At 37.4% G+C, this 14209-nt stretch carries 12 protein-coding genes; 5 read left to right on the top strand and 7 right to left on the bottom strand.

Annotated elements, in window-relative coordinates; all coding sequences use genetic code 11:
• Positions 1–37: 37 nt before the first annotated feature.
• Together EGI24_RS00060 and murF are read right to left on the bottom strand one after the other, a co-directional pair.
• Positions 38–1174 carry a DEAD/DEAH box helicase gene (locus EGI24_RS00060; protein ID WP_255046098.1) on the bottom strand — a complete coding sequence of 379 codons (1137 nt, stop codon included), beginning with the start codon at positions 1172–1174 and terminating at the stop codon, positions 38–40.
• 131 nt (positions 1175–1305) lie between these two features.
• On the bottom strand, positions 1306–2595 hold the full coding sequence (gene murF / locus EGI24_RS00055) for a UDP-N-acetylmuramoyl-tripeptide--D-alanyl-D-alanine ligase (protein ID WP_255046097.1): 1290 nt from the start codon (positions 2593–2595) through the stop codon (positions 1306–1308).
• 67 nt (positions 2596–2662) lie between these two features.
• Here murF and EGI24_RS00050 point away from each other — a divergent pair, with 67 nt between their 5' ends.
• Both EGI24_RS00050 and EGI24_RS00045 read left to right on the top strand, forming a co-directional pair.
• Complete coding sequence (locus EGI24_RS00050; protein ID WP_255046096.1) at positions 2663–3151, top strand: methylated-DNA--[protein]-cysteine S-methyltransferase; 489 nt, start codon at positions 2663–2665, stop codon at positions 3149–3151.
• A gap of 62 nt (positions 3152–3213) precedes the next feature.
• Entirely contained in the window at positions 3214–3576 is a 363-nt protein-coding gene (locus EGI24_RS00045; protein ID WP_255046095.1) for a hypothetical protein, read from the top strand.
• 53 nt (positions 3577–3629) lie between these two features.
• Here the strand turns inward: EGI24_RS00045 and EGI24_RS00040 are convergent, their stop codons facing one another.
• Positions 3630–4328: a DUF1080 domain-containing protein gene (locus EGI24_RS00040; protein ID WP_255046094.1), complete on the bottom strand. Its 699-nt coding sequence runs from the start codon at positions 4326–4328 to the stop codon at positions 3630–3632.
• A gap of 175 nt (positions 4329–4503) precedes the next feature.
• Between EGI24_RS00040 and EGI24_RS00035 the strand changes: the two genes are divergently transcribed.
• Both EGI24_RS00035 and EGI24_RS00030 read left to right on the top strand, forming a co-directional pair.
• Positions 4504–6051 (top strand): DUF1800 family protein, encoded by a 1548-nt coding sequence (locus tag EGI24_RS00035; protein WP_255046093.1) that lies wholly within the window; start codon positions 4504–4506, stop codon positions 6049–6051.
• Positions 6052–6054: 3 nt separating this feature from the next.
• Positions 6055–7686 (top strand): DUF1501 domain-containing protein, encoded by a 1632-nt coding sequence (locus EGI24_RS00030; RefSeq protein ID WP_255046092.1) that lies wholly within the window; start codon positions 6055–6057, stop codon positions 7684–7686.
• Positions 7687–7693: 7 nt separating this feature from the next.
• Here the strand turns inward: EGI24_RS00030 and EGI24_RS00025 are convergent, their stop codons facing one another.
• Entirely contained in the window at positions 7694–10123 is a 2430-nt protein-coding gene (locus EGI24_RS00025) for a M56 family metallopeptidase (protein ID WP_255046091.1), read from the bottom strand.
• 11 nt (positions 10124–10134) lie between these two features.
• Positions 10135–10497, bottom strand: coding sequence for a BlaI/MecI/CopY family transcriptional regulator (locus EGI24_RS00020; RefSeq protein ID WP_310586067.1), 363 nt, complete (start codon positions 10495–10497; stop codon positions 10135–10137).
• 274 nt (positions 10498–10771) lie between these two features.
• Between EGI24_RS00020 and EGI24_RS00015 the strand changes: the two genes are divergently transcribed.
• Complete coding sequence (locus tag EGI24_RS00015; RefSeq protein WP_255046090.1) at positions 10772–11404, top strand: hypothetical protein; 633 nt, start codon at positions 10772–10774, stop codon at positions 11402–11404.
• Here the strand turns inward: EGI24_RS00015 and EGI24_RS00010 are convergent, their stop codons facing one another.
• Both EGI24_RS00010 and EGI24_RS00005 read right to left on the bottom strand, forming a co-directional pair.
• Positions 11405–12601, bottom strand: a complete 1197-nt coding sequence (locus EGI24_RS00010) for an anhydro-N-acetylmuramic acid kinase (RefSeq protein ID WP_255046089.1) — start codon at positions 12599–12601, stop codon at positions 11405–11407.
• A gap of 222 nt (positions 12602–12823) precedes the next feature.
• Positions 12824–14149, bottom strand: coding sequence for a (Fe-S)-binding protein (locus EGI24_RS00005; RefSeq protein ID WP_255046365.1), 1326 nt, complete (start codon positions 14147–14149; stop codon positions 12824–12826).
• Positions 14150–14209: the final 60 nt, after the last annotated feature.

The following is a 14209-nucleotide window of genomic DNA, read 5'->3' as shown; positions in this document are numbered from 1 at the left end:
GACCCAAAGAAGACTTAAGTAGATTCTTTAAAACCAATTAATTAAAATCCAAAGTCTCAGCATCAATCTTCTCCACTTTCCGCCCCATTTTTTTCTGAATAATATAAAAATGGTGTTCTTCTTCTTCAGTCACTAAAGAAATGGCTTCCCCACTGGCATTTGCCCGACCTGTTCGCCCGATTCGATGCACATAATCCTTGGGTGAGCGGGGCAATTCGTAGTTAAGCACCGTCGGAAGATGAACGATGTCTATCCCTCTTGAAGCAATGTCTGTGGCCACCAATATATTTATTTTGCCTTTTTTAAAGCAATTTAACGCTTCACTACGAGCACTTTGCGATTTGTCACTGTGCAAGGCAGTAGCATTTATGCCATTTTTTTTGAGTTTGGCCACCACGTTGTCGGCAGTGCGGGTGCTTGAAACAAATACCAGCACTTGTTGCATATTTTGCGAAACAATCAGATGTCTCAAAAGTGGTCCTTTTCTTTCGGGTTTTACGATATAAGCCGTTTGTTTTATTAAATCCAGATTCAATACTTCTGGCTCAATCTCAATAATTTCTGGTTTATGTAATACTGAAGATTTTATCTTGTCTAGTTTGGGGTCGAGTGTGGCCGAAAACAGGAGATTTTGTCTTTTCGCAGGAATCAATCTCAGAATATCTGCCATTTCGTCCTGAAAACCCATGTCGAGCATTTTGTCGGCTTCGTCTAACACCAAAATTTCTATTTTGCCCAAATGAATAGAATTCGTTGAAACCATATCGAGCAATCTTCCTGGCGTAGCCACCAAGATTTCAGTATTTTTGAGTTTAACCATTTGCTGGTTCAAAGGCACACCGCCATAGACCGCCAAATTTTTAGGTGCAATGGGCAAACCTACTGTAAACGAACTAAATACTTCGCTTATTTGCATGGCCAGCTCTCGCGTTGGAGCCAGTACGAGTACTTTTAGGTGTAAATTTCTAGAAGGTTTTTTCTGCTGAAAAAGCTCCAGAATGGGCAATACAAAACTGGCGGTTTTTCCCGAACCCGTTTGAGCCTTGGCCTGCAAATCTTTGCCTTTCAAAATTATCGGAATAGCCTGTTGCTGTATAGGATAAGGCTCCGTATATTCCATCTTTTCGATGGCTTCCAGCAAAGGTTTCGATAGTCCGAGCGATTGGAAAGACATGTTTTGTTTTTTTCTACAAAGGTAGGGCAAATTTTCCTAAATAGCCGACTAGCGATTTTCGTAACTATTATCTTATAGATTCATCTCTTCCGCCCGAGAGCTTGGTTAAGTACAATTTTAGAAAAATTCTGCTACATCACAGTCAATACACTCTCCAATCCCACACCCCTAGAACCCTTAACAAGAAAATAAGTATTGGCAAATGCCTTTTCTATCAACCAGTTATGTAGAGAAAACTTATCGGTAAAATAGTAAGCTTTGGGTAAATGAATCAATGCGTGATGCATGTTTTCGCCATAAAGTACCACAATATCAAAATCTTGTTCAGACGCCAATTTGCCCAAAGCTTCGTGCTCGGTTTGACTGTATTCACCCAGTTCAAACATATCACCCAAAATCACCACTTTTTGTTTTTCGGTTTTCAAGTTACCGAAGTTTTTCACAGAGGCCGCCATTGACGAAGGATTGGCATTATAGGCATCCATCAGGAACGAATTGCTCCCTTTTTCTATCACTTGTGAACGGTTATTGTCAGGGTTGTAGTCTGCAATAGCTTCTGCAGCATCAGTATGACTTACTCCAAAAAACCGACCCAAAGCAAAGGCCGTTTGCATATTGTCAAAGTTGTATTTTCCACCAATATGCGTAATATAAATTTGCTCACTGTCAGGTATTTGAAAAGAAACTGTAGGGCTTTCTGCGGTCATTTTTAGTGAAAATTCATCAGCTCCATAATAAACCACCAACATCATGTTTTTTTCTTTCACCAGAGAAGTCAATTTTTCGTCGGTTTGATTTACAAATGTGGTTCCATGACTATTTTTCAGAAAATCAAAAAGCTCTCCTTTGCCTTTTCTCACGCCTTCTTCACCACCAAAACCTTCTAAATGGGCTTTCCCAAGGTTAGTAATAAAACCATGTGTTGGCTCACAAATGTTACTCAACATCGCTATTTCTTTCTGATGATTGGCTCCCATTTCTATCACGGCCATCTCTGTTTCAGCAGTCATTTCGAGTAGGGTCAAAGGAACGCCTATGTGGTTGTTGAGGTTTCCTTTGGTGGCATGAACTTTAAAATTCTTACTTAAAACCCTTACCAAAAGCTCTTTATTGGTCGTTTTTCCGTTTGAACCCGTCAGGCCTATCACCGGAATGTTAAATGTCTTTCTATGGGAATTGGCCAATTTTTGTAGTGTTTCTAGTACATCATCTACCAAAATACATTGTGGATTTTGGGCATGTTCCATTTCATCCACTACGGCGTAGCTTGCTCCAAGAGCGATGGCCTGCTCCGCAAAGTTATTGGCATTAAATTTCTCACCTTTTAAGGCAAAGAAAATCTGTCCTTGACCAATCTTGCGGGTGTCGGTTGTAACACCCTTACTTTCTTTAAATTTCTCGTAAATTTCTGCTATTTGCATTCGATCGTGTTTTCGATATCAAAGTTCTGCCTTTTTGCTTAATTTCGTATTATTCTTTCTAAAAATTGTGGCAGAATATTTCAAAACATTTTTAAAAACCGCTAATCACTTGCTCAAAATTGAGTCTGATGAATATGCTATTAAAGCCATTAGTTTTGTAAAAGAATTGGAAGAACCCTCAGATATTCAACCTGAAATATTACTAAAAGCACAAAAAGAACTTCAAAAATATTTCGATGGAGACCTAAAAGAGTTTAGTCTAAAACTTGAGCCCGAAGGAACAGATTTTCAGAAAAAAGTATGGGCTTTGTTATACAAAATTCCTTTTGGAAAAACTTGGACTTACGCCGAAATGGCCAATAAGCTAGGCGATCCAAAAGTTATTCGAGCCGCGGCATCTGCCAATGGTAAAAATCCAGTGGCAATAGTAATTCCTTGCCACCGAGTGATTGGCACCAACGGCAGCCTCACTGGCTATGCGGGTGGATTGGAAAACAAAAGATATCTGCTAGACTTAGAAAATCGAGTGGCCAACGGCGTGATGGAATTGTTTTAGAAAGCCACAAACATTTGGCTGTTATGTGTATATATTTGTAAAAACAAACATCAAAAACACCCATGAAACCTCTTTTGATAATTATTTCTATCTTTTTGTCACTTAATTCTTTCGCTCAATCGGACACGATAACCGCCGCAACTGCCAAAAACTATATTGGTAAGGAAGTAGTTTTGAAAGGAATTTTAAAAGGCGTAAAACCCTATTCAGACCGCAATGGAAAAGATATCCTTTTCTTAGATATTGACGAAAGCTATCCTAATTCTGAAATTGGTGTAACCGTTTTTCCTGATGCGGTACCAGAAGTTAAAATCACCAAAGACGATGTTGGACGCACTGTATTTATTTCAGGAGTAGTGCAAGACTATAAAGGTAAGCCAAGCTTGCCCATAAGCGAAGGCAAACAGTTTAGATTTAAGGAATAAAAAAATCGCCAATTGATTTTATTTCAATTGGCGACGCTTAAAAGTGGAATTCCTTATAATTCCTTTATTCTGATATTCTTAAATGAAACCTCATTTCCGTGGTCTTGAAGTCCGATTTTTCCATTTGAGTATTTGCCAAAACCTTCCCAACCTTTAAATTTACTTACAGCTACCATGGCGTCCCATTCTGGGCCGGAGGTAGGGTATGTCACTGCTAGTACGCCATTTTGCCAAACGGTTACTTGGTTATTCAACTTCTTGATTTTCACTTTATTCCATTCGCCAGCAGGTTTTCCTTTTGATGCTGAAGGTATCATGTCATAAAGAGATCCCGATTTGCGGTTGCCGTTTTTCCCTTGTTTTGCATCAGGATGACCTTCATCATCTAACACTTGTATTTCAGGGCTTGTCAGGTAAGGCGTGCTATATTTTGCATCTTCATATACACCATAAAAAATTCCACTATTTCCGTTTTTGGCAATTTTCCAGTCCAATTCCAGCTCAAAGTTTTCGTAAGCTTTGTCAGATACTAAGTCATTTACTTTGTAATCACTTTTGGCAGTTTGGTCAAATACAAAAGCACCATCTACGATTTTCCACTTGGCATTTACTGGCTCGCCAGCGTGGTTATAAATATGCCAGTTTTTGAATGTTTTTCCATCGCTTAGTTTCTCCCATTTGCCCTTTTTCTGAGCAAAAGCAATGCCCGAAACCAAAATAAAGGCTACAAGAATTATAATATTTTTTTTCATTTATATTTTTTTAATTTTGAACAAGCACAAATATATGTTTTATTTCAATAATATAAATAAATTATTTTAATAAGGCTTTTGTCTTTCTCATACTGCCTCATTAACATCTCTAATACAATTCTAATTTGGCAGAACGCCATTTTCTACATAACTTGTAACAATTTCAACACAAAAAATGGCGGTAGTTTCTAGAAGAAATTTTTTAGAGGGTTTGTTTGATTTTAACCACAGCCGACTAGAAATAAATGCTAGTTTGGATGAGTACACACAGCCACTCAATAGACTTCAGGTACAACATTTGTTGCGAAGAGCCACATTTAGTTTGTCCAACAGCATTATTGATAAATATGTTGGTAAATCAGCCGCTTTTGTGGTGGATGAATTATTTGCCAAAGCAGACGCCAACATCAACCCAACACCTCCTTTCTTTGTAAATGACCATATAAAAAACCCAGGGAATCTTACCGGCAAACAACGTGAAGAGGCGGAGGCTAAAAAGTCACTTATAGTGGGAGAGTATAACCTTACCTTAGGCGAATGGTGGGTGGGCGTAATGAAAAAGGACTCCGAGAGCTTTTTGGAAAAAATGGTTCTTTTTTGGCATGACCATTTCGCTACGCAGTTTGCGAGTTGCAATAACATCCCATCTGTTTCGATGTACCGCCAAAACGAGTTGTTTAGAAAAAACTATGCAGGTAATTTCAGGACGCTACTGGAACAGATTTCGATTGACGGAGCCATGCTGAGGTATTTAAACGGCAATGAGAATATCAGTGAGTCGCCTAATGAGAATTATGCAAGGGAACTGATGGAGCTTTTTTCACTCGGTGTGGGTAACTATACTGAACAAGATATACGAGAAGCGGCCAAAATTTTGACAGGCTGGAAGGTAAACATGTTTCTCGATGAGGGTACACCCTACAAGGCTTTTCTAAACACGAATCAATTTGATAAGACCTCCAAGTTATTCATGGGCGAGGTTTTTTCCGTGAATTATGAAGTGAACGAACAAAATGTCTATAAAAACTCTGTTCAGAAACTCATAGACGTTATTTTAGCTAAAAAGGGACAGGTTGCTGCCAAATATTTGAGCACCAAGATATATCAATACTTTGTGTATGCAAATACACAAAAAACCGATAATGCGGTGGTGGATCAAATGGCTCAGTTGATTATTGATAATGGGTTTGAATTGAAGCCCATGTTGAAAAAACTCTTCAAGAGTCAACATTTTTTTGATGACCTTAACATTGGCGTACAAATAAAATCCCCTGCTGAAACGATTATAGCTATGGTAAAACACATAGACTATAACGACCGATATGCAAGAAACATCATGGCAGCACTCGGTTTAGAACTTTTTAACCCACCCAATGTGGCAGGTTGGAGAGGTTACAGGGCCTGGATTTCTACTAAGACATTACCTACAACAATTCATTTTTTGAAAGAAATAATAGACAATAACTCAAACACAAGGCTGGCCGATTGGGCCTTAAGTATTGAAGGAAGTGGCGAAGTACACATTCTTACTGAGCGATTTATTGAATTATTTTTGGCAAGACCTGTGTCAGAGGAAAGATTCAAGAAGTTTAAAAATACGTTTTTGGGCGGGGCACCCGATTATGAATGGTACGAAATCATCAAAAACAAAGAACAAGCTGGTCAGCGAGTTAGGAGTTTCCTTTTCGAGATTATTAAGGCACCGGAGTATTTCTTATTTTAAAAAATGATAAAGAGAAGAGATTTCATAAAACAATCCACCATGGGTGTCGGGGTAGTTACCAATCTATCTCTGGGCAAAATGCGTGTGAGTGCATTTGATCCATCCAATGTCAGCACGGAAAACGATAACATTCTTGTTATCATTCAGCAGTTTGGCGGCAACGATGGAATGAACACCATCACTCCATACGAATGGGACTCCTATTATACACTTTACAGACCCAAGCTTCATATTCCCCAAAACGTTGTGGAGCCTATCAGTAAAGAACTTGGTATGGCTATGCACCCCAATCTCAAAAAAGGGCCCAAGAATGGCATGTTAGGCATGTTTAAATCAGGAAAATTGGCAGTAATGCATGGCTTAGGTTATCACAATCCCAACTATTCACATTTCAGGTCTACCGATATTTGGTTGAGTGGAATAACTCCCAACAGCGACACAGAACCCTTGAAAACGGGTTGGTTGGGCAGATATTTTGACAGGGGAAGACCTTCGGAGAAATCCGATAGCCCATTTTGTTTGCAGATAGGTCAGAACCCGTCGCTGATGTTTTTGGGAGAAAGTGGCGAAAAATCAATCGTTTTGGAAGATGCGGAGCAACTGTATAGCCAAGCTCAGTCTGTAGAGTCTAACAAGATAAACATAGGTGGTTCTGCATATTTTTTAAATGAGTTTGATTATATAAACAAAGTAGGGCTTGAGGTAAACGAATATTCTAGGGTAATAAAGAAGGCCTTCGACAATGGTAAGAACATAGAGAAATATGCCGATCAACCTTTGTCTAACCAGCTCAAATTGGTGGCAAGGCTCATCAATGGTGGACTAAAATCTAAGGTGTATTTTGTAGAACATCATGGTTATGACACGCACTCTAATCAGGGTGTATTGGATGGTGTTCATTCAAGACTTTTGGCTGAGTTGAGCGAGGCTATCAGTGCTTTTCAGTCTGATATTGAGCAGCTGGGACATGCCTCTAAGGTTGTAGGAATTACTACGTCGGAGTTTGGTAGAAGGCCTTACGAAAACGGGAGCCTAGGTACAGACCACGGCACTGCCAATGTTGGCTTTGCATTTGGGGAGGCAGTGAAAGGTGAAATTTTTGGGTATCATTTTGCTTTTTTGCCTTTTAGAGATTTTCAGAATTTATGGTTCAGAACAGACTTTAGGAGTTTGTATTACGAAATAATGGTCAGTTGGTTTGGTCAAACTCCAGCATATGCACAATATGTATTGGGTTCAAAATTTGCCTATATTGAAGAAAAAGGATTCCTTAAATCGACGCAGAAGGACGTGACTTTACCGCCTCCACCTGATGTTCCGAAAGTTAGTCAGGATTTAAATTCTCCCGATAATCCGTTGAGTCCTTTGAATATTACAGAGCAAGATAAGTTTACGCTTTATCCCAATCCAGTACAGGGCAATTCGGCGTTTTTAAATATGCGACTATATTTTCAGGGTGCTGTTCGGATTGTTCAGGCCCATGTTTCGGGGCAAGAAATGGGTGTGATACATGAAAAAACCTATCAAGCAGGCTTGCACAATGTTTATCTTGAACTCAAAGGTGGCCCGGGATTATACCTGCTTCGCATAAAAGTCGGTAAAAGAAATCACTTTGTGAAGTACTTGAAGATATAGGATAGTTCTAGTCAAAGGTGTTGTAGGTTTTTAACGATACAAAACCATCATAATTAATAAGAATCTGCCCGTATAATTTAATATCCTCAGTAGTTATTTTTGGACTAGCTTTTCCTTCTAAAATACTGATGGTAAAGTTTGCCAATTCTTCTTCACTTATTGGTTTTCCATCTAACATAAATAGTATCTTACTACTCTTCTTGAAGTCAATTTCAAAGAAGACGCTTTCCCTGTTTTCTCTGTGAACTATTACTCTATTTAAAATATTTCCATCAAGATCTTCAAATTCAATCCTGTGAATTCTCTTCTTTGGAAGGTTAAGGTGCTTAACAATCACCTCTTTTTCAATTAATATTTCTTTTTCATTAGTTAGAACAAAATCTTGCATCGTTAATAATTCAAAATATCCATCTCTGGCTTTTTCTCCGTATTTTTGGATGGCTATTTTATTTTCAGGTCTAAGAATTTTAGGCATTAAGCAGACTTTTGGATTTATTCTTGTCAAAATTTCTGCTGGATATTCCTTCCCGTTAATAATAACCAAAGGGTTTTCTCCAAGAAAATTGGTTTCGTAAACGGTTCTTGTCTCTTTTTTTTGATTTAAAACTGCAGCCTTTTCAACTATTTTATTGCCAAGTATTTCATACCTTCCAGTTTTTTCCATGGCTTTAAACCAGAAATCATTCACTGATATTTTAGTTTCTTTGGTTTTTAAATTTCCTTCAAAAACCATCGACTCATCCATTCTTTGAGGTTTTGAATTCGCTTCGCTTTTTAATATTACCCAATGACGCATTTTATTCAAGTCAAAAGATCGGCTTTGGCCTCCGAAGACTACCTTAAGTTTGGTCAAATTCCCAGCGGCATCTGATTCGTAATCTTTCAATTCAAACTTAAAGTCATTCTCAGAGAAATATGCTTTGGCTTCTTCCGCCGCTTTAAGGGTTAGCTTGTCAGGGTAAACTACATAGGTTATCAAATCAGAACTATGACTGATAATGGAAGATTCCGAGTTTACGTTGAAAGTGTTATGCTTACTCCTATCTAAATGACTCTTGTTTATGAGCAAGTGAGGGCTTCCGAAAAAGTAGCTTACCTGTGATTTTTCGAAATTTCTATCAAAAGCATCGAAAACAAAGAACGCACCGCTTTGCCCTTGTTCTCTACACTTGTTCATATCAAATATTTCAGGTATTGAAGCTTTACCACTTTTAAGGTGCTTGATAGAAAGGCCCAATTTTGTGAAATTTCCACCCAAGTCAAGGACTTTTTCTGTGATTATTATGGCTAAGTTTCTTTTCTTGAGTTCTTTATTGACATCACTTATAGTGCTTTCAGTTAATGAGTTTGGATTTACTTCGTATTTAAATCCGTTGTACCTTACTGTAGTGAGTGAGTTTAGAGAAATATTGGTTGGCAACATTCTTAATGATGCTCTTGGTCCCCAAGTGGTATAATCTCGGTCGTTTTTAATGGTTAAAGGATACGCTTTTACTTCTATTTTCTTAACCGTTTTGGTACTGCCTTTTTCTCTTAGAACTTTTACGATTTTTTCTTTTGTAAAAGCCATGAAAGCAGCCGCAATTAGTGGTATCGCAATCAAATACAGATATTTTTTTGTATGAATGGTGGCAGGTTTAAACATGAAATGTATCCTTTGTGAAAGCGGCTTTTTGCTCATTTGATTTACAAATGAAAGCTCCGCAAAGACGCCCAATTTTAATAGGAGATTTGCATATTCCTTTTGGTTAAACGATTTAGTCATCAATTCATCAACTTCATATTCATGTATTTCTTTGAGAGATTTCTGCAAAAAATAAATTACAGGATTAAACCAGAAAGTACATTTTAGAACTCCTACTATCAGTAAATCTACCGTGTGTAATTTTTTGCAATGCAAACTTTCATGTTCGATAATTAGGGATTTTTCGTCTGGATTTAGCGGCTTTGAGTTGATAAAAATATTATTGAAAAATGATGAATTTTCAAGGAAATTGCTGGTTTCAAATATCTTCAAATTCAATGATTTTTTTTCATAATCTGCTGTTTTTATTACTTTAAAAATCAATGATAAATTTCTTAAAAGCATGAATATAGATACCAGAATACCTACATAATAGAAGAGAAGAAAATAATCTGATACTTCCAAAGTCTTCCATAATGGTTTTTCTGTTTTTTCGATTTTTGAATAATTAGTATTCGAAGCTTCTTTTTGTATTTGTGGAAAAACCAAAGTAGGAACAGGCGGATTTTCCACGGCTGTTAAATATTCAACTTCGGTTTTGGTAGTGTGAACTAATGGTATCAAAACGCTCAAACCAATACTCATCAGCAAATAGAATCTGTTGGCGGTATGAAAAGTGAACTGACGGAAAACGAAATAGTAAAGGCCATAAAAACCAATAAGACAAGCGGAGGATTTTAGTAGATATTCCATTTTGGTTTAGTTTAATTGCTATCAATAATTTTTTTAAGGTTCTCTATTTCTTCTTTACTTAGGTTTTCTTTTCTGACCATAAAAGACAAAAGGCTTTCGGCCGAGTTGTCGAAATAATTAGCAAATACTTTTTTAAAAGTATATTGTTTGTATTCGTCTTTTGTAATTATTGGGAAATATTCATGCGTTTTACCATAGGCCTTGAACCCCAAAAAACCTTTATTTTCCAAAAGCCTCACCACCGACGAGATGGTGTTGTAAGGTGGTTTGGGTTCGTCTGGTAATTTTTCAATAATATCTCGAACAAGGCATTTTCCTAAATTCCAGATTATTTGCATTATTTTCTCCTCTGTTTTTGTTAGTTCTTCCATCATGAAACAAACTTAAAACTAAATAATCAGTTTTACAACTGTTTTTTCAGTTATTTAATTTAAAAATCAGTTATTGTGTATATAATATTGATATACAGTAGATTAAGTCTCATCGTAGTTTTAAATTTAGAAAATAATTTTTTTTAGGATAAAACAAGAGAGGAAAATTTTATACTTGGTGCTTTGCATATATTTTATTAAATATTTGACCGTAGAATAACTTTTATTCGCCTGTATTCAATTCTGTGTCGATTTTTAAAGCACATTCTTCAAATTAATGAGGGCTACGATATTTTTTCTATTCATTTGTTCCAATGTATTTGGGAGTTATTCTCCTGATAGTTTGCCTAATTTTGGTATTAAGTTTAATCCCCTTGCAGCATTTTTGGAAGTTGACCCCCATCTTCAGTTTTCAGGTGAGTATTTCTTGAGTGCCAAGAGAAGTGTTCAGGCCACTTTCGGTTTTGGTAATGATAAAATTTTCGAAAGTTCAAGCAACGAAAAGGCCATGATGTTCAGGTTAGAGCATCGCGTATATTTCAGACCATTTTCCTCTAAAAAGAAAGGTAGGGGATATCTAGGACAAGAAATTATGTATAAAAAAGTATTAGAAAAGAAAAGTGCCGATAATATTTCCAACCCTCAATCGCCTAGTGTTACGTATTTATTGAATGTTAATGTAGCGGCTTTACATTTAAAACTTGGCCACGAATTTATTGGTCAAAATGGTTTTCCTATCTTAGATGTTTTCTTGGGCATGGGCGTAAGAACGTATAACAATTATAACCAAAACCTGCCTGAGGGTTATGAATTTACCAGATTCACGATGTACAATAGACTAGCAGGAAACGGTACGACGCTATCTGCTGTTGTTGGTGTGGGGATAGGAGTTGGATCTAGAAAAAATTAATCAATTTGGGAAACTCACTTTTCCCATACTTACGCTAGGTACGCCTTTTCTTATTCCAAAGTCAGTTTCGCCACCACATAGTGCTTCGTTGGCTAATGTGGCAAAAAGTACGGCTTCTTTAGCGTCTCCATCTATGCCAATTTCATCTGTTCTTAGAAATTTTGTGTTCGGCATTCTGTTTTGTAAGAAATTTACAATCAAGGGATTGTGCATGCCACCGCCACTCATGAATACCTCTGAAGGCAAGGTGTTTTCCGAAATAGAAAAAATACAATCAGTAATAGTCTCGGCTGTAAACTGACAAAGCGTAGCCATAATATCTTCTCTCGAAAGCTCTTTAGTTTTAGAATTTTCAAGAGCCACTTCCAAATAAGCCAAGTTGAAAACCTCAGGACCAGTTGTTTTAGGTAAAGGACCTTTAAAAAAAGTATGCTTTTTCAACTCTAAAAGTAAGCTTTCTGATACCTTTCCTTTCAATGCTATTTCAGCTTCTTTGTCAAATGGAATTCCGAAATGTTTCTGCACAAAAGCATCCATAATGGTGTTTCCTGGGCCAGTATCTGTGGCAAAAACTTTCTCAGGATTTAGGTCTCCGCTCAAAAACGTAAAGTTTGAAATACCGCCCATATTGAGCAAGATTCTGTTTTTATGTTTTTCGGAGAAAATAAGGTAGTCGCCATAAACAGCCAATGGAGCACCTTCGCCTCCTGCAGCACAGTGTTTTTGTCTGAAATCTGAAAGCGTTATGATGCCTGTTTTAACGGCCAAATGGTCGCCATCGCCTATTTGGAGCGTAGCATTTGGGAATTTCTCTATTTTATGTTGAATTTTAGGAGCATGAAAAACGGTTTGTCCGTGGCTTGCAATACAATCCACTTCAGAATTTTTAATTCCCCATTTTTCTAAAAGCTGATTCACTATTTCGCCATGCAAATTGCCAATCCAAGGATTTAAAACGCAGAGTTGTTGAAAATCAATTTCTTTTTTTGCAAATATCTTTCTGATTTCAATTTTTACATCTTCGGCAAAGGATATTGTTTCAAACTTCAAAACCTTCACTTTCGTATCCAATCCACTTCCTCTGTATTCACAAAGAGCCACATCCAAGCCGTCCATTGATGTCCCCGACATCAGTCCAATGATTTTTCTAGAGGGCTTTTGTGCTATTTCATATAGTTTTTGGATGTTTTGGTTCATTGGGTGTTTTGATTGAAATAGGTAATTGTTTAGAGAACCCAAGAAATTATGTTTTCTCAAAAATATTTCCGCAAATTAATACAAAAAGGCTCAGAAATGAACCTAAATAGAATAGGTAAACTTTTATTAACCAATTAACCAATTAACCAATTAACCAATTAACCAATTAACCAATTAACCAATTAACCAATTAACCCCCTTCGACTTCGCTCAGGGCAAGAATTAATCCTCCTTCGCCCAATCAAATCTCTGGTCAGGGGAAAATTTCCATGGAGCCATGTTGGTTTCGAGGTTCTGAAACATCATATTCCAGCTTTGAGGAGCTTGACTTTCTTCCATTACGCGGTAGCGGCGTAGTTGTAGGATAATGTCTAACGGGCTTATCATCACGGGGCATTCCTGAACGCAGGCGTTGCAACTTGTGCAAGCCAATATTTCTTCATCAGAGATGTAGTCACCTAATAGGTTTTTTTCGTCTTTGTAATCATTTCCGTTTTTAATCCAGCCTTTTTGAATGTCTTCTAATCTATCTCTGGTGTCCATCATTATTTTGCGAGGCGATAGAGCCTTTCCTGTAATATTGGCCGGGCATGCGGAAGTACAGCGGCCACATTCGGTGCAGCTGTAGGCGTCCATGAGGTTTTTCCAAGAGAGGTCTTCTACGTCTTTTGCTCCAAACCTTCCCACTTCTGCTGGTGTTTCGGGAGCTTGTTCTAGACCCAACATTATTTTTACCTCTGTACTTACAGTAGGCATATTACTCATTTTTCCTTTTGGATTGAGGTCCGAAAAATAAGTATTTGGAAAAGCCAAAGCTATATGGAGGTGCTTAGAATAAGTAACATACAAGGCAAAAGCCATAATGCCCAATATATGAAACCACCAAGCCGCTCTTTCAGCAAAGATGAGCATACCATCTGAGAAATTATCCATAATGGGCACCAACCATTGACTGATTACAAAAGAACCTGTAATGGCCTCTGCAAAATGACCCACACCGCGGCTTTGGAGTACGGCGTCGGCGGCGTTCATTTTCAAGAAAGCAGCCATTAAAATAATCTCGAAAATCAAGATAATGTTACCATCTTTCACAGGCCAACTTTTCATTTCACGGTGGCGACTTTCCTGTAAACGCTCCACTTTGGTTATGTTTCGTCTGATCAAGAACACCACACAAGCCACTATTACAGCCAAAGCCAGTATTTCAAAGAAATTTATCAAAAATGAGTAAACGTTACCCAAAGGCTCTAAAAAAATACGATGGGTACCCAAAAGTCCATCCAAAACAATTTCTAGCACTTCAAGATTGATGATGATAAAGCCTACATATACCGCTAAATGCAGAATCGCCACTATGGGTTTAGCAAACATTTTTTTCTGTCCAAAAGCCAGCAATAGCATGTTTTTTAGCCTTTGACTAGGATTATCGTATCGGTTTTCAGCTTTTCCCAATAGTATGGTTTTCCTGATGAGGTTTACTCTGCGACCAATAAAGTATGCAGCAGTGCCTAAAGCAATCAAAAACAGAATTTGAGGAAGAATATTCATGTTGTCTATTATTAGAATAATGGTATGCATGCATACTATGTACAAATATCAAGAAAAAGT

The sequence above is a fragment of the Lacihabitans sp. CS3-21 genome (assembly GCF_024343675.1).
Lineage (GTDB): Bacteria > Bacteroidota > Bacteroidia > Cytophagales > Spirosomataceae > Leadbetterella.
The sequence above is the reverse complement of the archived record's forward strand: the minus strand, read 5'-3'. Positions and strand labels throughout refer to the sequence as shown.

Coding starts and splice junctions, on each gene's coding strand:
- murF (WP_255046097.1), bottom strand. CDS start 2,595: ATGCAAATAGCAGAAATTTACGAGAAATTTAAAGAAAGTAAGGGTGTT.
- EGI24_RS00025 (WP_255046091.1), bottom strand. CDS start 10,123: ATGGAATATCTACTAAAATCCTCCGCTTGTCTTATTGGTTTTTATGGC.
- EGI24_RS00020 (WP_310586067.1), bottom strand. CDS start 10,497: ATGATGGAAGAACTAACAAAAACAGAGGAGAAAATAATGCAAATAATC.
- EGI24_RS00030 (WP_255046092.1), top strand. CDS start 6,055: ATGATAAAGAGAAGAGATTTCATAAAACAATCCACCATGGGTGTCGGG.
- EGI24_RS00040 (WP_255046094.1), bottom strand. CDS start 4,328: ATGAAAAAAAATATTATAATTCTTGTAGCCTTTATTTTGGTTTCGGGC.
- EGI24_RS00005 (WP_255046365.1), bottom strand. CDS start 14,149: ATGAATATTCTTCCTCAAATTCTGTTTTTGATTGCTTTAGGCACTGCT.
- EGI24_RS00035 (WP_255046093.1), top strand. CDS start 4,504: ATGGCGGTAGTTTCTAGAAGAAATTTTTTAGAGGGTTTGTTTGATTTT.
- EGI24_RS00015 (WP_255046090.1), top strand. CDS start 10,772: ATGAGGGCTACGATATTTTTTCTATTCATTTGTTCCAATGTATTTGGG.
- EGI24_RS00060 (WP_255046098.1), bottom strand. CDS start 1,174: ATGTCTTTCCAATCGCTCGGACTATCGAAACCTTTGCTGGAAGCCATC.
- EGI24_RS00045 (WP_255046095.1), top strand. CDS start 3,214: ATGAAACCTCTTTTGATAATTATTTCTATCTTTTTGTCACTTAATTCT.
- EGI24_RS00010 (WP_255046089.1), bottom strand. CDS start 12,601: ATGAACCAAAACATCCAAAAACTATATGAAATAGCACAAAAGCCCTCT.